This window comes from Anaerolineae bacterium (genome assembly GCA_013178165.1).
GTDB lineage: Bacteria > Chloroflexota > Anaerolineae > Aggregatilineales > Ch27 > Ch27.
The window spans coordinates 429,505-447,300 of the sequence record JABLXG010000004.1 but is presented as its reverse complement, the minus strand read 5'-3'; the positions used below and the strand labels follow the sequence as shown (position 1 = coordinate 447,300).

The window sequence follows — 17,796 nt, the reverse complement described above, 5'->3', positions numbered from 1 at the left end:
ACTGTCCATGCCAACCCACCGCTCCGTTGTCATCTTGCTGGCGTTGATCCTGATGGTGGCCTTTGCGCCGCAGCCGGTCGCGGCCCAATCCAGCAATGGCGCCGCCCCCCTGATTCTGGTCGCTGTGCCCGGCAAAGATGGCGAGCAGCTGGCCGGACGGCTGGGCGCGGCCTTTCGCCTGCTGGGAACCGCTGGCTCTGCCCGCCACTATAGCGGCCCGGTGACCAGCATTGACGCCGCACTGCGCGCCGGGCGCTACTTCGACGCGACCGTCATCGTCTGGGTTGCGCCGGATGCGCCCACCGATCTACGGACAACCGTCCGGGGCTGGGCGTTCATTCCCGCGCCGTCGATCACAGGGCGGTTACCGCTGGCTGGGCCAGATGCCCGCCCCCTGGTCGCGGCCATCCACACGATTGTCGGGCAGGCGCTGGCGGTACGTGGCCGGTGCCTCCCGGCGCTCAGCAGCCTGCACCGCGCCATCGACCTGGCTCCTCGCCGCTGGCCAGGCCTGGTCGAAGCCCGCTACTACCGGGGCATGTGCTACGCTCAGGCAGGCGACCTGCCACACGCCCTCGAAGACCTGGACACCGCCCGAAGCAGTGCCGCGGCGCCCTGGTACGTCCACCACGCCGCCGCCTGGGTCAACGCCGACCTGGGGCAGTACGCCGCTGCCCTGGCCGCCGCAGATGAAGCCATCGCCAGCCTTCCGGATAACCCCGATCTGCTGGCCGACCGCGCCTACTTCCACCGGCAGATGGGCAATAACACCGCCGCGCTGGCCGATCTCGATCGGGCGGTTGCCCGGCAACCGGAAAGCATCCCGTTCCGGCTAAGCCGCGCCGAAGTCCTGACCACGCTTGGCCGCTACCGGGCGGCGCTGGCGGATGTGGAAGCCGGGCTGGCACTGAACCCGCCGGATCGCGCGCCGCTCCTGTTCCAGCGCGGCCTGCTCCACCTGTACCTGAATCGTCCTGCCGCCGCCGTGGATGACCTGCGGGCGTATACAACGCTCCGCCCGGAAGACCCGTCCGGTTGGGTCAATCTCGGCCAGGCTCACGAACGCAGCGGGGAAACCTTCAGCGCCATCCAGGCCTATGAGACGGCGCTCAGCGTCGCCCCGGAGGCCACGTATCTGTACAGCACCCTGGCGCGGCTGTACTACGAAGCAGCGGGCGCGTTGCCCGCCGGATCGCTGGAAGCTGAACGATACCTGGAACTGGCTGAACTGGCCGCCACCGCCGCCCTGAACGCCTACAGCCAGGATGCCGCCGCCCTGCTCTATCGGGCGCTTGCCCGGCTGGCACGCGGCGAGAATACCCTGGCCCTGGAAGACCTCAGCGCCGGGATCGACATCGCCCCGGACCTCGATGGCCTGCGCTTCAACCGTGCTGTCCTTTACGCCCGGCTGGGCGAAGCTGCACTGGATCGTGCTGAACGCGAGCGTCTGCTCCGCGCCGCTCTGGAAGACTACGCCGTCCTGCTACGTCTGGACTTCCCGGCTTACAGCTACCTGCTGCCGACCATCGGCGCACTGTATGTTGATCTCGGCGCGTATGAAGAGGCTATCGAGCACTTCGCCGCTTACGACGAGTTGTATCCTGCCGCCCGGCCTGACCAGCCAGAAGCGCTGGCCCGCGCCCGCGCCTACGATGGTGTGGGTCGCTACACCGACGCCGCCGCAGCCTACACTCGCGCCCTCGAAGGCGACTCGCCAGCGCTGGTCTGCCAGGCCCGGCTGGCGCTGGGCATCCTCACGGGTCGCCGCCTGGGCCGCCCGGCTGACGCTGCCGAACTCCTCAGACGCTACCTGGCTGATGGCTGTACGCGCAATCCGGTCACGCGGGCCGCCCTGGAAGCGCTCCTCAACAGCTGGCAAGGCGCAGAAAGCGACTGATCCGCTTCCAATCGTCTGCAGGCGGTTGCACACCGGGCAGTTGTGACGCTACAGTTGAGGCCGCCAGTCCCTTTCGCCAGCCATCGCTCCGGAGGGCCTATGAGACCCAGAACCCTGTTCTTTGCCAGCCTGACCGCGCTGCTGCTAACCCTCGTCTTCACAGCAGGTAGCCTGATCGCCTACAACGCCACCCGGATGCTGCCCGAACACGACGGTCTGGCCTACCTGAGCGGCCTGCACGATCGGGTGACCATCCTGCGGGACGAGTACGGCATCCCGCATATCTACGCCAGCAACACGGAAGATCTGTTCTTTGCCCAGGGCTATGTCCATGCTCAGGATCGCTGGTGGCAGATGGAATTCCAGCGTCACACCGGCCTGGGACGCCTCCAGGAATTGACCGGCTTCAACGCCAGCGCACTCGGCAGCGACCTGTACATCCGCACGTGGGGCTGGAACCGTGCCGCCGCCGCTGATGAAGCCTTCATAGCGCCGGAAACCCGCGCTGCCCTGGAGGCTTATGCGGCTGGTGTCAACGCCTATATTGCTGGCAAGCATGGCGGCGCCCTGGCCCTGGAGTACACCCTGCTCGGTTTGACCGGCGTGCAGATCGAGATCGAACCCTGGTCGCCACTGGACACCACCGCCTTTGCCAAGACCATGGCCTGGTACCTGGGCGGCAATGCCGATGAGGAACTGGAGCGTCAGGAGGTACTGAACCGGCTTGATCCAGAACTGGCTGAGGCGTACTTCCCGCCTTACCCGTTTGGCCGCCGTCCGACCATTGTTACCGCTACCGACCTGCCGATCACGCCCAATAGCCTGACGGCTCCGGACAGGATTTCTGCCACCGGTAGCCGTACGGACGAAGCCACCCAGAACATTGCCACATCTGTTGCTGGCGGCCGGGCAGCGCTGGCGTTCCTGCCTCCGCGCGGCACCGACATTGGCAGCAATAACTGGGTCATCTCCGGCAGTAACACGGCATCCGGCCTGCCCATCCTGGCCAACGATCCCCACCTGAACATCCAGATGCCGTCCATCTGGTACGAGATTGGCCTGCACTGCCGCCCGCTAAGCACAGCCTGTCCCTATGACGTGGTCGGCTTCAGCTTCGTCGGCGCTCCGGCGGTGATCGCTGGCCACAACCAGCGCATCGCCTGGGGAGTCACCAACCTCAACCCGGATGTACAGGACCTCTACATCATCCGCGTCAATCCAGATAATCCCTACCAGTACGAATACAACGGCGAATGGCGGGACATGGAGGTAGTCACAGAGACCATCCGCATCGGCGGCAGTTACGAGCCACGCGAGGACGACCCTGCCACTGAGCGTTGCGAGGGCATCCGCGACCTGCCGCTGACCCCCGATGGCACGCTGGAGATCACCGTCCGGATCACCCACTTCGGGCCGATCATCACCGACAACACGATCACCGAGGACTGCCGCTTTGTCGGCCTGACCGAGGAAGGCGATCCGCTGGCGGTGCGCTGGACAGGTTTGGAACCGGGCGACCTGATGCGTGCTGCCCTGGCGATCAATCGGGCTACCAACTGGGAAGAATTCCGCCAGGCGTTGACCAGCTGGGACTGGCCGGCGCAGAATTTCGTCTATGCTGACATTGACGGCAACATCGGCTATCAGGCGCCGGGCAAGATTCCCATCCGCGCCGCCGATCACAGCGGTCTGCTGCCGGTGCCGGGCTGGACCGACGCCTACGAGTGGAAAGGCGTCATCCCCTTTGACCTGCTGCCGCGTATTCTGAACCCGGAACGCGGCTGGATCGTGACCGCCAACCATGCCGTCGTCCCGCCGGAATACTACGACCAGTTGGCTGATACGCTGGGCGCGGACGCCAACTACACGATCAGCCAGGACTGGGATGAAGGCTACCGCGGCCAGCGGATTGTTGAAATGGTCAGCGGCACGCGTGCCCATACGGTTGAGACGGTAGCCGAGATCCAGGGGGATAGCCACAGCCTGGTCGCCGAAGAGCTTCTCCCCTATCTGCTCGCCCTGGAATTCCCCGATCAGGCTCTGGCCGACGCCGTCACCTGGCTGGCCGGGTGGAACCTGCAGATGGATAAGGATAGCCCGCAGGCGGCCCTCTTTGAGATGTTCTGGCTCAAGCTCTCCACAGCCCTGTGGGAAGATCAGCTTGGTTCGCCGGGCGGCAGGGCATGGGCTGTACAATTACTGCTGGATCAACCCGATCATCCCTGGTGGGACGACGTCAGAACGCCTGCTGTGGTCGAGACCCGCGACGACATCCTGATCCGCGCCCTGACCGAAGCGCTGGACACCATGACTGCGGCGTGGGGTGCCAACCGGGAAGCCTGGCGCTGGGGCAACCTGCACACGGCCACGTTCGTCAATACGCCACTCGGCCAGAGTGGCATCGGGCTGGTCGAGGCGCTCTTCAACGCCGGCCCGGTAGCAGCCAGCGGCAGCTCCCGCACCATCAACAACACGGCCTGGAGCTTTTCCGCGCCGTTCGCTGTGCGCAGCCTGCCTTCCTTCCGGATGATCGTCGATCTGGCTGATCTGGAAAACAGCCGGGCCATCCACACCACCGGACAGAGCGGCCATCCGCTCAACCCGCATTACCGCGACATGATCGAAGCCTGGCGCACCATCGACTATCATCCGCTGCGCTTTGGCGACGAAGCCGTCAGCGCGGCAGCCAGACACAGGCTGGAACTCCGCCCGGCCCCCGGGGCGGGCAGTGGATCCGCTGCAGACTGAGATCAAACATCACGGGGCGCGCCGGGCTGACCCGGTGCGCCCCGTCAGACTTCGCCCGGTCGCGGCTACAGACCGATATCAATCCGCCGCAGGGCGATCAGCAGCAGCGTCCCCAGCACGGAAGTCGCCAGGAAGATCAGGATGGACAGCAGCATCCGCTCCAGGGCGGTCATACCCAGGAAGCGCCGCTCCTCAACCTCTTCTTCGTCCAGCGCTACCTCTTCAACCGGTGCGCCAAACAGTTCTTCATCATCCTGTGCCGCGCTCTCGCGCAGGCGATCCAGCATCGACATACGCTCCAGGCCCTCCCTCTACGTCACAGCCAGCGGAGTCGTCCCCAGCATAGTGTCAACGGGTGCGGCTGTCAATCTGTGTCCTCAGCTGTCCCCGCATACACGGCAAAAGCCGGGTCGGGAATGCCCCGCCGCCAGACGCCATCCACGAGCCGAAAGGTGATCGGCGCTTGATGGCCTTCTGCATCCTGGACAATCGCCCAGGCGCAGTTCCCGCCATCGCTGCCAATGCCCGTGATCACGCGCACCACGGTCGGCACCGGCGGCGCTACACCAGCGGCAAAATCGGCGATCAGCGCCTCTGCTGCGCTCTGCGCCGCCGGATCGTACAGTCCGCGCAGGGTATCCGGCAGACCCTGCGCCAGCAGGAACGGCTCCAGCGCCAGCCGCCATTGGAAGAACTCCCGCCAGTCCACTGGCAGCGCCTCCAGTGGCGTAGCGAATATATGGGCCAGGATATCGATGCCAGAGTCTGGCATCACACGGGAGGCCAGCAGCGCCGCTGCCCGCTCGCCATAGGCAGTGACCAGACTCTCCACAAAGCTGGAACCAGGCGCCCCGCCATCCCCCAGGAAGCGCCCCACCAGCCAGTCGCGCAGAGCGGCCCGCAGGAATGCCGCATCATGGGCCGCATCCTCCACCGGGGCGCTACCCGCCTGGATCAGCACCCGTTCGGCCAACAGATCGCCGATCCGCCGCGCCAGATCAGGCTCAAGCGGGACATCCACCCGCGCCCGGCCCAGCAGCGGCGAGGCCACCCGCAACACATCGGCTTCATCCGGTGACCAGCTCACCTCCACAAAAGGATCAGGCATGATCCGCACAGTCAACAGGGGCAATGGCTCCGGGCAATCCAGCCAGGCACAGCCCTGTCCCCACAGACTCTCCAGCCCTGGCCGTAACGCTTCCGCCAGCGGGCCATCCAGCGAGCCGTAGCTCAGGGTGAAATTCCCGCCGGAGATCGTCGCCGGCGCGCCCCAGAAGGTGATATCACGCGGGACATGCCGCCAGCCATCCGCATAACGCCAGTAGAACCACACCTGCCGGTAAGCTATGCCGTTGATGGTTTCTTCCACCAGCACCCAGGCCCGGCTCTCGTCCACCGCCAGGTCAATCACCTTTCCGGAAACATCAACATCAGCCTGCCGCTTGAGTTCCTGGTACTGCCAGAAGCGTTCAGCCTGTCCCAGCATCCAGGCGGCGCTACCACTGCGCTGGATAGCCAGAAAAGCGGCCAGGTCGCCAACACGCAGGGCCGCCGCCTCCGCCGCCACTGTCTCGCGGAGTTGGCGCTTCAACTCCTGGTCAACATACCACAGTCGGGCCAGGATTCCGCCCGCCACCACCAGGATTAACAGCACGATCAGCAGCATGGCCAGCAGAGCGCGCCCGCCATTGGCCCGCCGCCACCGGACATCCGCCGGGGATTCGCCCAGTTCGCGGGCGACTGTCTCACGCTCAACTTCCCAGTCCAGCCGAATACCCATACCGGCGTTCAGCCTCTGATCCGTCTACGCTTCATCCACAATCGTCACTTCACCGGCCAGCAATGGCCGCAGCGATCCATTATCCAACCGTATCAGCAACGCGCCCCGGTTATCCAGCGCCTCTGCCACGCCGCTGAACTGCTCATGACCGGCGGCAACGACCACCCGCCGGCCCAGCGTGACGTTGTACCGTGTCCACGCTTCCAGCAAGATCGGTTCGCGCAGCCGTGGCATCCAGGCATCAAGGTGCGCCAGCAGATCGCCCAGTAACGCCCCGCGCGGGCAATGACGCCCCAGTGCCGCCTCGACCGTTGTCGCCCGGTACGCCTCCAGCGCCGCCGGGGGAAGCGCATCCCGCTGCACATTGACGCCAATGCCCAGCACCACCGCCCTCAGCGCATCGCCCGACCAGACTGCTTCCGCCAGGATACCGGCAACCTTGCGCCCGGCAAGCTGCAGGTCGTTAGGCCATTTGATCCCCGGCAGCACTCCCAGCCCCGCCAGCGCCTCCGCCAGCGCCACCGCGCCAAGCAGTGTGACGCGCCCCAGTTCCTCCGGCGGCAGGGCCGGACGCAGGATGACTGACAGCAACAACGACGAACCGGGGGCGGCCAGCCAGGTGCGGCCAAGCCGCCCGCGGCCCGCCGTCTGTTCGTCGGCGATCACAATCGCTCCGTTCGCTGCGCCTTCCAGCGCCCAGGCGCGGGCGATATCCTGAGTGCTGGACACCTGCGCAAAATAGCGATAGGGCCGCCCGCCCAGGTCAGGCAGCCAGTCCCGGCTCATAGCCCTGTCTCCCCCCCCCCGTCCGTCGATCTCGCCTGTCGCTGCCGTCATTGTAGCGCCCCGGTGGGCAGCCCGGCAACAGGCGGGAGCCGCAGCGATTTTGTCCAGCGCCGGGCATCAAGTACAATTCACAGACAATCCCGGCGATCCTGACGCCACAGAAGGACAGAACCACCTATGGATCACCTCTGGACACCCTGGCGCATGGCTTACCTGCGCGGCGAATCCGACAAACCGGACGGGTGCATCTTCTGCCACAAAATCGGCGCTGACGATGACGCTGAGTTCGTCGTCTTCCGCTCAGAGCATGTCTACGTCACGCTTAACCGGTTTCCCTACAACAACGGACACCTGCTGATCGTGCCATATGCGCACATCGGGGAATTCACCGCCCTGCCGCTGGAGACCCTGACCGACCTCATGCGCACCACGCAGGAAGCGATCGTTGCCCTGCGAACGGTGTATAACCCTGCTGCGTTCAATGTCGGCCTGAACCTCGGCGCAGCCGCCGGGGCCGGCGTAGCTGAGCACCTCCACCTGCATATCGTCCCGCGCTGGCCGGGCGACGCCAGCTACCTGAGCGTCATCGCTGGCACGCGGGTCATCCCTGACCTGCTGGAAGATACCTACCGCAGCCTGCGAGCTGCCTGGCCCGCGCGCGGGGTGGATTCCAGTGGGGCTAATGCAGGTTAGGCCGGACCGTCTGGATTGCGCCGGAGAATGGAGCGACGACCGATGCCATCGCATGCCGTTCTCTCCCTGACCCCCGAAGAACAGGCCGCCCTGCAAGCGGCGCTGGCCAGTGCTTCGCCTGCCCTGCAACGCCGGGCGCGGATCATCGCCCTCAGCGCAGAGGGCGCATCCGTCGCCAGTATTGTGGCGGCCGTCGGCCTCTCGGAGCGCCAGGTGCGGCGCTGGCAAAAGCGCTTTCAGGAGCGCCGTGCAGCGATCTTCGCCGCCCCGGAAGCCGGCGAAAAGACCGCCCCGGAACCACGCCGCGCCAAGCAACGCCGGAAAGACTCATCCTCCGGCCAGTCTCCGGACGCAGAGCAACCGCGTCTGCCGCTACGGCTGGACAAGAAGCCCGGCATCAGCCAGGATGATCCGATGAGCGAGACCGGGCGTAAGGTGCTGTACTTCCACTTCGAGCGCATGTTGCTCCACGAACCGGGTAGCCGGCTGGGCGAGGATATCGAGGCTGTTCACGACATGCGCGTCGCTACCCGGCGCATGCGCAGCGCCCTGCGCGTATTTGCGCCCTACTTCCGCCCCGGCGCGATCCGCCCCTTCCAGCGCGCCCTGCGCGATACCGCCCGCGCCCTGGGCGCCGTGCGCGACATGGATGTATTCATCGACCGCCTGCAGCGTTACCGGGCGAGCCTGCCCCCCGAAGCCGACGACAGTCTATCCCCGCTGCTGGACTATTGCGCCACCGAACGGGAGACTGCCCGCGCCCGCCTGATCGATCATCTCAACAGCCCGGCCTTTGCGGGCTTTGTGGAAGCCTTCGCTGCCTTCCTGACCACGCCCGGAGCCGGAGCCAGACCGATCGACCCAGAGACCCCTGTCGCTCACCAGACCGGACATCTCGCGCCACGCCTGATCTACACCCGCTATGAGGCCGTCCGCGCCTATGAACCGGTGCTGGCCTGCGCCACGATCGACACCTTGCATGCCCTGCGCATCGAATTCAAACGCTTGCGCTATACCCTGGAATTCTTCGAGGAAATTCTGGGGTCAGAAGTCGCGCTGGTGATCGACGAGGTCAAGGCCATGCAGGATCACCTGGGTGACCTCAACGATGCGCAAGTAGCCGGACTCTACTTGCAAAACTTCATCGCCCAACACGAAAAAGCACAGGCTGCACTGCCCATCAGCGAGCGGCGCAGTATCGAGCAGGTTGTCAACTACCTGGCCTATCAGTTCGCGGAAAAACACCGCCTGATGAGTTTGTTTCCGGCAGCTTGGGAACGCTTCAACCGTGTGGAGGTGCGTCAGGCCCTCGCTCTGGCTGTTGCTGTTCTCTGACTCTTGCCAGCAGGCTCGGCAACCAGGCCAGCCCACCTGCCGCAAGAAGGACAATCACCGGTAGCAGCGGCAGGACGTAACGCTGCCAGGCCAGCGGAACTGCGGCCAGGGTGAAGAGTACCGTCAACAGTGTCCACATCCCGACCACGGGGGCAGCCACCCACGCCTGCCATTCCCATCCCAGCCGGACAGCCCCGACCAACGCCAGCGCCAGCAGGATCACCCCGGCGGCCTCTCCTGCTGTCCCCTGCCCGTAGCGGATCCCCGCCCAGGGCGACGCTTCGTAACCGGCGATAGCTTCGCCGAGAGGCTCTGCCCAGGATTTCACCTCGTAATAGGCAGGATCAGCGGTTGTCACCTGGGCGATCAATCCGCCAATCCGCGCCGGGAGATCAGCGTAGGCCACTTCCGGGAAAATCGCGACCTGGTCAGCTACCAGATCTGCCCGCAGGCGCAACACCTGGCTTGCCCGCCCGATCGGGTCGCCCCACCAGGCTGGATTCAGCGCCAGGAATACAGCGACGGCCAGGGCCGCGCCGATCGCCAGTCCGCCGAGTGCCTGCCTGTGGGCGCCGCCAGGCAGCCGGGCAGCAACGATCAGCACTCCCAGCCCGGCGGCAACCACCGGCACTGCACCGCTGTGCTTGCTGGCCAGCGCCAGGCCGGAGGCCGTCCCCAGCGCCAGCGCCGGGAGGAGCCAGCGGCGCATTCCTTCTCCCCGGCGAGCCAGTCTCTCCACCCACCATATCGCCGCCAGGATGACCAGCAGGCTACCCAGCTGCAGCGCCGCCTCCATATAGGCCCGACGAACATGGATCAGGATCACACCGTGCGTCGCCAGCAGAAAGCTAGCCGGGTAAGCAACCCGCCGCCGTCCCCAGCGCCAGCCCAGCACGAACATGGCCGCCACACTCAGAGCGCCGGGCAAGGCTGCTGACCAGCGCGCCGCCGCCAGCAGGGCGACAGATGGCATCCTGCCGCTCGCGACATTCCAGTCCCAATCGGCACCCCAGTCCCACTGATCGTTCAGATCGCTGACCTGCAGGCCAGCCACATGCCAGGCCAGGCCGATCAGATACTTGGACAGCGTGCCGTTGAGCAACCGGAGGTGCTGCTCCGTGGCGTTGAGAGGCGGATCGTGGTAGAAGACCTGCTGCCAGTCTCCAGCAATGAACTGATAATAATAATCGCGGCTCATCATGATCAGGGTGGATTCATCCCCATGAAAGGGGACGAACGCGACCCCACCCAGCACAAATGCCATCAGGGCGAGATTCCACAGCAGATCCACGCCGCGCAGCCAGCGCCGCCATCCGGCGTCCATGCTAGATCACCGAGACGAGCTTTTTGGCCTGCTCCACGCTATCGCCGGCCTTGACATAGACCGTATGCACCCGTCCGGCGCGGGGCGCTTTTAGCTCGTTTTCCATCTTCATCGATTCGAGGATGACCAGCGTCTGACCAGCTTCAACGGCCTGCCCCGGCTCCACTGGCACGGAGAGGATCAGGCCGGGCATCGGCGCGCGGATGACAATCTCAACGTCTTCTGGGACAAACGCCGCGCTGGACTTGGCCAGGCGCTGCTCGCGTTCGTCCATCACTCGCACGGCGTACAGCGCCCCCCACAGCAGCACCTGGTAGAAGCCATCGACCTTCTCCACCAGCCCTTCATAGGAGGTATTGTCTACCAGCAGGGAGTACAGCGTCTTGTTGTCCAGGGAAAGAAAATCGACATCGCGCGGTTTGCCATCGACCAGCAGCTTGCCATCCGGCAGGATGTCGATCGTGAAGGTGCGGTCATTGACCGTAGCCGTGTATCGCATCAGTGTATCAGCCTCCCCGCCTTAGCGCTGCATGCGTTCCCAGCGCCCGAACCACTTCCAGTTGGAAACATCGCGGGCGTTGCGCTGCACGATCTGCGCGGCCTGCTGGCGGTCGCGGTGAGCGACCAGCGTGGCCAGGATCGCCGCCAGCTCGGTCTGCTCCTCCGACTCCTCTTTCTCGATCTCAAAGCGTTCTTCGACAAACGAGGTGTCAAAGCTACCAGCCATGAAGCGGTGGCTGTCCATCAGGCTCTGATGGAAGGGGATGTTGGTGTTGACGCCCATCACCCGGTACTCGCTGAGGGCGCGGCGCATCCTCAGGATAGCCTCGCCACGTGTTTCACCCCAGCAGATCAACTTGGCCAGCATGCTGTCGTAGTAGGGCGTCACCTCGTAGCCATCGTAGATGCCGCTATCCAGACGGACGCCCGGCCCGGTCGGGGCGACGTTGGCTGTAATCCGCCCGACCGACGGCATGAAATCGTTGTAAGGGTCTTCCGCATTGATCCGGCACTCGATCGCCCAGCCATTCATGCTGATCGAGTCCTGCGTTGGTCCCATCCGCCGCCCGCGGGCGATACGAATCTGCTCCTTGACCATATCGACACCAGTGACCATCTCGGTGACCGGGTGTTCCACCTGGATGCGGGTGTTCATCTCCAGGAAGTAGAAGTTCTTTTCCTTGTCCACCAGGAATTCCACCGTACCGGCGTTGAGGTAATCCACTGCCTGCGCAGCGCGAACGGCCACGCTCCCCATGCGCTGGCGGAGATCCTCATCGACGAACATGCTGGGGGATTCCTCCACCAGTTTCTGATGCCGCCGCTGGATCGAGCACTCGCGCTCGCCCAGGTGGATGGTGTTGCCATGCGCGTCGGCCAGCACCTGAATCTCAATATGCCGGGCGCCCACGATCAGCTTTTCCAGGTACACCGTGCCATCGCCAAAGGCAGCCTCAGCCTCCCGGCGGGCCGAAGCGAGCGCACCCGGCAAATCCTCCGGATGCTCGACGATGCGGATGCCCTTGCCACCGCCGCCCGCCGCCGCCTTGACCATCAGCGGGAAGCCAACCTCTGTCTGCGCAGCCACCAGAATCTCATCGTCGGTCAGGCCAGGCCGCGTGCCGGGGATCAGCGGCACGCCTGCCTTACGCATCAATTCGCGGGCAGCCAGCTTATCGCCCATCATGGCGATGCTGTGCGGGCGCGGGCCAATGAACACCAGTCCTTCATCCAGGCAGGCCTGGGCAAAATCCGCCCGTTCTGCCAGAAAGCCATAGCCGGGATGGATAGCGTCCACGCCGGATTTGCGGGCCACATCCAGCACCTTGTCAATCACCAGGTAGCTCTCCGAAGGCCGCGCCCCGCCGATGTGGTAGGCTTCGTCAGCCTGGCGCACATGCAGGCTGGTCCGATCGACATCGGAGTAGAGGGCCACCGTCTGGATACCCAGTTCCCGGCAGGCCTGAATCACGCGGATGGCGATCTCACCGCGGTTGGCGATCAGAATCTTGCGAATGAAGGTCGTCTCAGGCATTAGCGTCAGCCTCTCGCTGGCCGGCTTAGAGCGGCATGTTGGCGTGCTTGCGTGGCGGATTGCTGTCGCGCTTGTTGCGCAACATCTCCAGGGCATTGATCAGGCGGGGACGCGTGTCTCGCGGTTCGATGATATCGTCGATGTCGCCGCGTGCCGCTGCCACATAGGGGTTAGCGAAGCGTTCGCGGTAGTCAGCGACCAGTTCCGCCCGCAGCGCATCCGGATCGTCGGCCTCCGCCAGCGCCCGGCGGAAGATGATGTTCACCGCGCCTTCCGGCCCCATCACGGCAAATTCGGCGGTCGGCCAGGCCAGATTGAGATCGGAACGGATGGCCTTGCTGTTCATCACGCAGTAGGCCCCGCCATACGCCTTGCGCGTCACCACCGTGATCTTGGGCACGGTTGCCTCACAGTAGGCAAAGAGCAGCTTGGCCCCGGAACGGATGATCCCGCCATGTTCCTGAGCCACGCCCGGCATAAAGCCCGGCACATCCTCAAAGGTGATGATCGGCACGTTAAAGGCATCGCAGAAGCGGATGAAACGGGCGGCCTTTTCGCTGGCGGCGATATCCAGCACACCGGCCAGCACCGCCGGCTGGTTGGCCACAATGCCCACGCTGTGCCCACCCAGCCGGGCGAACCCGACCACGATGTTCGGCGCGTAATGCTCGTGAATCTCAAAGAAGCGCCGGTCATCAACGATCAGGCGGATGACCTCTTTCATGTCGTAAGGCTTATTGGGATTGTCGGGGATGATCGTATCCAGCGCTTCTTCGGTGCGCAGCGGATCATCGCCGGTGGGCACATACGGCGGATCCTCCATGTTATTCTGCGGGATGTAGCTCAGTAGCTCCCGCAGCAAAAAGAGGCAATCTTCCTCGGTGTCCGCTGCCAGATGGCTGACGCCGCTGATGGTGTTGTGCGTCATCGCCCCGCCAAGCACTTCTTTGGTCACATCCTCATGGGTGACCTGCTTGATCACATCTGGCCCGGTCACGAACATGTGACTGGTGTCTTTGACCATGAAAACAAAGTCGGTCAGGGCCGGGCTGTAGACCGCGCCGCCGGCGCACGGTCCCATAATTGCGCTGAGCTGTGGCACGACGCCGCTGGCCAGCGTATTATGCAGGAAGATCGAAGCGTAGCCATCCAGACTGACCACGCCTTCCTGGATACGCGCGCCGCCGCTATCGTTCAGGCCGATGATCGGCGCGCCGTTCTTCATGGCCATCTGCATGATCTTGACGATCTTCTGGGCGTGTACCTCGCTCAGGCTGCCGCCAAACACCGTAAAATCCTGGGAGTAGACGTATACCAGCCGCCCCTCAATTGTGCCCCAGCCAGTGACGACGCTATCCCCCAGAATCTGATTCTCCGGTGCATCCATGCCGAAATCACGGGCGCGCTGCACCACAAAAGCATCCACCTCGCGGAAGCTGCCGGGGTCCAGCAGGATTTCCAGTCGCTCGCGAGCAGTCAGCTTGCCTGCTTTGTGCTGGCGGTCAATACGATCCTGGCCGCCACCCAGGCGACCCTGTTCACGTTTGGCGCGGAGTTCGGCAATCCTGGAATCAAGTTCTGTCATCGGCAACCATTACCTTCCAACCCGATCCACCTGCTCAGGTCTGATCGGGACGTGGATTCAATTCAGGAACCACAGGCTCCTGATCCAGCGCCCTGCGGCGCAGACGATACACAACCCCCACAAACAGGGCCACCAGCAGGACAGTCACCACGGCGGCGAAAGGCCAGCGCGCCCTCGCGTAATCCGCCGTGGCGAAGGCCCGCCACCAGATCAGCGAGTACAGCCCGTATGCACTGACGAAAAGAAACACCGGGCGGGGAGATCGGTTGCGCACATGCCACACACGCCAGGCTGCCCACAGAAAGCTCACCCCCCAGATCAACCCGCCTGCTGCCGCCAATAGCGGCGGGAAGGCAACGCCCAGCGCCGTATATTGTGGCGCCAGAAGCACGGCCCGCGCCGCCGCAAGCAGGTTAGCCAGCGCCACAGCCACCAGCAACAGGCAGACCGGGCGCACACCACGAGGATGCCGGGAAGGTGTGGGGATCGGGCTTTCCAGACGCATAGGGCGCATTATAGCCCAGCGCTGTCAGGCCTTCCAGCCTTCCAGCGCGGGCAGAACCGAAACCGATAGCTTTTGAGAGCCGGGCGCCCACCAGCTCCGGGCGTCAGAGCGTCACTTCTGGCCGGTACTCGCCAAAGACCCCGCGTAGCACGCCGCAAATCTCGCCCAGCGTAGCGTCATGCTCCACGCACTCGATGAACAGCGGCATCAGGTTCTCGCGCCCGCGTGCGGCTGTTTCCAGTTGGCCCAGCAGCCCGGCCACCCGGCTGTTGTCTCGTTCGGCGCGCAGCGCAGCCAGTCGCGCCCGTTGCTGCTGCTCCACAGCCGGGTCTACCCGCAGGATATCCACTTTCGGCTCGCCCTCGACCATGAACTGGTTCACGCCCACCACAATCTGCTCGCCGCGCTCGACCGCTTGCTGGTAAGCGTAAGCAGCGTCCTGGATCTCCCGCTGCATGTAACCAACCTCGATAGCCCGCAGCGCCCCGCCCAGTGAATCGATCTTCTCAATGTAAGCCCGCGCCCGGCGGTAGATCTCGTCGGTCAGCGCCTCGATGACGTAACTCCCTCCCAGCGGGTCAACTGTATCGGCCACGCCGCTCTCATAGGCAATGATCTGCTGCGTCCGCAGGGCCACCTGAACGGCTTCCTCGGTCGGCAGGGCCAGCGCTTCGTCCATGCTGTTGGTATGCAGGCTCTGCGCACCGCCCAGTACCGCCGCCAGCGCCTGCAACGTCACCCGGACGATGTTGTTTTGCACCTGCTGGGCGGTCAGCGTGCTGCCGCCCGTCTGAGCATGGAACTTCAGCCGCTGGCTTTCCGCGGAACGGGCGCCGAAGCGGTCGCGCATGATCTCCGCCCATAACCGCCGCGCCGCCCGGAACTTGGCGACTTCCTCCAGGAATTGATTATGCGCATTGAAGAAGAACGATAGCTGGGGGGCGAAGTCGTCCACATCCAGACCGGCATCGATGGCCGCCTGCACGTAGGCAATCCCGTTGGCCAGCGTAAAAGCGACTTCCTGCACGGCGGTGCTGCCCGCTTCCCGGATGTGGTAGCCGCTGATACTGATCGTGTTCCAGTGCGGCACGTGCTCCCGGCAATAGGCGAACAGGTCAGTGATCAGGCGCATACTCGGCCCCGGCGGGAAGATGTAAGTCCCCCGCGCCAGATATTCTTTGAGGATGTCGTTCTGAACAGTGCCGCGCAGCTTAACCGGTTCTACCCCCTGCTGCCGGGCCACCGCGATGTACATCGCCAGCAACACCGCCGCCGGCGCGTTGATCGTCATCGATGTCGACACCCGGTCGAGCGGAATACCCTCAAACAGGCGAGCCATATCCCGCAGGCTGCTGATGCTGACGCCTACCCGACCAACTTCGCCCAGGGCCATCGGATGATCGGCGTCGTAGCCGATCTGGGTAGGCAGGTCAAAGGCCACGCTCAGGCCGGTCTGGCCCTGCTCCAGCAGGTAGCGGTAGCGGGCGTTGGATTCCTCGGCGCTGGCATACCCGGCGTACTGCCGCATCGTCCACAGCCGCCCGCGGTACATCGTCGGCTGAACGCCCCGCGTGAACGGATACTGTCCCGGGTAACCCTGCGTGGTCTCATAGTCGGCGGGGACATCTTCCGGCGTGTAGAGCCGCTGCAAGAGGATACCGGAAGACGTCACAAACGTTTCTCGCCGTTCAGGAAAACGCGCCAGCGCTCTGGCCAGCACGTCCGTTTCCCACTGCTCTCGACTACCAGGCTTGGTCATGGCTATGCTCATCCCCCCGGCGGCAGGAACGCCTCAAACGGAACCTCGATTCCGGCGAAGTTGGCGAAGGTCAGATCGGTGAAGGTCAGGCCCAGGTTGGCACGGACGTAGTCAAACAGCCGGGCGTAGCTTTCCACAAAGCGATGGCAGGCGGCCAGGCCAAGCAGTTGCACGGCCATTTCGATCGCTGCTGGCGGGCCTTCGATCTCCACGAAATGGCCGTAAGGTAACTCATCCAGGACAACTTCAACCTCGCCCAGGGCGTAAGTCGTGCGGTACTTCTCGTAGATCATGAATGGCCGGTAGCCCAGCCGGCGCAGAATCAGGTCCATAGTGGCGAAGTCGTCGACGACCACTTCGGCTTCAAACCGGGCCTGTAGCCCATCAGCTGTGGCGGCTTCCGCCGGGCTTTTGTAAGTCAGCCGAACCTGGCTATCCTGTCGTAGCCGCAGCACAATCCCACCCGGCACAAAAGTGCCATCCGGGTCTTCATAGCGAATGTTGCGCTCCAGAATACGGGGATGGCGCAGCGCCGCACCATGCACCTGCAACGCCTCAGCAACCGGGGCCAGCTCAGGGACCCACAGCTTGGCTTCGATCTCCTGGTGATCCTGCTGCCGCGCCATCGGCTACCCGCTCACGGTTTCTGTTGCCGGCGCATATCGGCCACAATCTCGCCGATCTGGGCTTTGAGATCAGCAAAGACCGGATACACGCCCCGCGTGGCATCAATCACCCGGAAATTGAAGTGCTCGGCCATGCGGTCAAACTGCTCGATGATGCTGCGCTGGTAGGTGATGTAATTATGGTAGATGTCGGCGCCGGCCAGAAAATCCGAGCCGCTTTCCCAGTAGTCGAACATCCCCCGCGCCGACAGCACACGCGGGATGATCGCTTCGACATTTGCTCGGAGATAAAACACCGCGTCCGGTACAATGGCGAATCCGTAAACGCCGAAGATCCAGTCGGGGTCGGCTCCGCGGGCCAGAGCGCGGGCGATCGGCGCGTAGATGTAGCGGTCGGTCAGCATGACGAATCCCGCCCGCAACGCCGGGATGATCTCCTTCTCCAGCCGGTCAACAAAGTCGGTGGCGTAGAACAGGTCCATGGTCAGCGGGCTGAGGTAATTGCCCTGCTTGGCCCGGCTGATGCCTTTGGCGGCCAGCGCGGAGCGCGCCAGCCCGGTCTGGACGGTGCCATAGCCGTTTTGCTCCAGCCACTCGCGGATCAGCGCCACCTGGGTGGAGCGTCCCACGCCATCCGTGCCCTCGATCACAATCAGCCTGCCGGGCAGTTCTTTGTCCGGCATCCCCGGCAGCGGATACCCGTAGGTTTGCATTCTGGTCATG

Annotated in this window: 15 protein-coding genes; 4 read left to right on the top strand and 11 right to left on the bottom strand. The window is 64.3% G+C overall.

Annotation, left to right across the window (positions count from 1 at the left end):
- Positions 1–7 precede the first annotated feature (7 nt).
- Together HPY64_04980 and HPY64_04975 are read left to right on the top strand one after the other, a co-directional pair.
- Positions 8–1,897 carry a tetratricopeptide repeat protein gene (locus HPY64_04980; protein NPV66483.1) on the top strand — a complete coding sequence of 630 codons (1,890 nt, stop codon included), beginning with the start codon at positions 8–10 and terminating at the stop codon, positions 1,895–1,897.
- A gap of 99 nt (positions 1,898–1,996) precedes the next feature.
- Entirely contained in the window at positions 1,997–4,645 is a 2,649-nt protein-coding gene (locus HPY64_04975) for a penicillin acylase family protein (protein ID NPV66482.1), read from the top strand.
- 65 nt (positions 4,646–4,710) lie between these two features.
- Here the strand turns inward: HPY64_04975 and HPY64_04970 are convergent, their stop codons facing one another.
- The 3 genes from HPY64_04970 to HPY64_04960 form a co-directional block, all read right to left on the bottom strand.
- Entirely contained in the window at positions 4,711–4,938 is a 228-nt protein-coding gene (locus HPY64_04970; protein ID NPV66481.1) for a hypothetical protein, read from the bottom strand.
- A gap of 71 nt (positions 4,939–5,009) precedes the next feature.
- Positions 5,010–6,425: a hypothetical protein gene (locus HPY64_04965; GenBank protein ID NPV66480.1), complete on the bottom strand. Its 1,416-nt coding sequence runs from the start codon at positions 6,423–6,425 to the stop codon at positions 5,010–5,012.
- A gap of 24 nt (positions 6,426–6,449) precedes the next feature.
- Complete coding sequence (locus tag HPY64_04960; GenBank protein NPV66479.1) at positions 6,450–7,211, bottom strand: biotin--[acetyl-CoA-carboxylase] ligase; 762 nt, start codon at positions 7,209–7,211, stop codon at positions 6,450–6,452.
- Between the two features lie 177 nt (positions 7,212–7,388).
- On the opposite strand from HPY64_04960, the gene HPY64_04955 reads away from it, so the two are divergent.
- Both HPY64_04955 and HPY64_04950 read left to right on the top strand, forming a co-directional pair.
- Positions 7,389–7,904: an HIT domain-containing protein gene (locus HPY64_04955; GenBank protein ID NPV66478.1), complete on the top strand. Its 516-nt coding sequence runs from the start codon at positions 7,389–7,391 to the stop codon at positions 7,902–7,904.
- A 42-nt stretch (positions 7,905–7,946) separates the two neighbouring features.
- Complete coding sequence (locus HPY64_04950) at positions 7,947–9,239, top strand: CHAD domain-containing protein (protein NPV66477.1); 1,293 nt, start codon at positions 7,947–7,949, stop codon at positions 9,237–9,239.
- Here HPY64_04950 and HPY64_04945 read toward each other — a convergent pair.
- The 8 genes from HPY64_04945 to HPY64_04910 all read right to left on the bottom strand — a co-directional run bounded on the left by HPY64_04945 (position 9,187) and on the right by HPY64_04910 (position 17,795).
- Positions 9,187–10,563 (bottom strand): phospholipid carrier-dependent glycosyltransferase, encoded by a 1,377-nt coding sequence (locus HPY64_04945; protein NPV66476.1) that lies wholly within the window; start codon positions 10,561–10,563, stop codon positions 9,187–9,189. The two genes, HPY64_04950 and HPY64_04945, sit on opposite strands and share 53 nt — an antisense overlap.
- A gap of 1 nt (position 10,564) precedes the next feature.
- The gene (locus HPY64_04940) at positions 10,565–11,062 is read right to left on the bottom strand and encodes a biotin/lipoyl-binding protein (protein ID NPV66475.1); all 498 of its coding nucleotides are present in this window, start codon (positions 11,060–11,062) and stop codon (positions 10,565–10,567) included.
- 21 nt (positions 11,063–11,083) lie between these two features.
- Positions 11,084–12,598: an acetyl-CoA carboxylase biotin carboxylase subunit gene (gene accC, locus HPY64_04935; GenBank protein ID NPV66474.1), complete on the bottom strand. Its 1,515-nt coding sequence runs from the start codon at positions 12,596–12,598 to the stop codon at positions 11,084–11,086.
- Between the two features lie 25 nt (positions 12,599–12,623).
- On the bottom strand, positions 12,624–14,183 hold the full coding sequence (locus HPY64_04930; protein ID NPV66473.1) for an acyl-CoA carboxylase subunit beta: 1,560 nt from the start codon (positions 14,181–14,183) through the stop codon (positions 12,624–12,626).
- A gap of 34 nt (positions 14,184–14,217) precedes the next feature.
- Complete coding sequence (locus HPY64_04925) at positions 14,218–14,688, bottom strand: hypothetical protein (GenBank protein NPV66472.1); 471 nt, start codon at positions 14,686–14,688, stop codon at positions 14,218–14,220.
- Positions 14,689–14,791: 103 nt separating this feature from the next.
- Positions 14,792–16,447 carry a methylmalonyl-CoA mutase family protein gene (locus HPY64_04920; GenBank protein ID NPV66471.1) on the bottom strand — a complete coding sequence of 552 codons (1,656 nt, stop codon included), beginning with the start codon at positions 16,445–16,447 and terminating at the stop codon, positions 14,792–14,794.
- A gap of 8 nt (positions 16,448–16,455) precedes the next feature.
- On the bottom strand, positions 16,456–17,073 hold the full coding sequence (locus HPY64_04915) for a class IV adenylate cyclase (GenBank protein NPV66470.1): 618 nt from the start codon (positions 17,071–17,073) through the stop codon (positions 16,456–16,458).
- Between the two features lie 11 nt (positions 17,074–17,084).
- Positions 17,085–17,795, bottom strand: coding sequence for a thymidylate kinase (locus tag HPY64_04910; GenBank protein NPV66469.1), 711 nt, complete (start codon positions 17,793–17,795; stop codon positions 17,085–17,087).
- Between the last annotated feature and the right edge of the window lies 1 nt (position 17,796).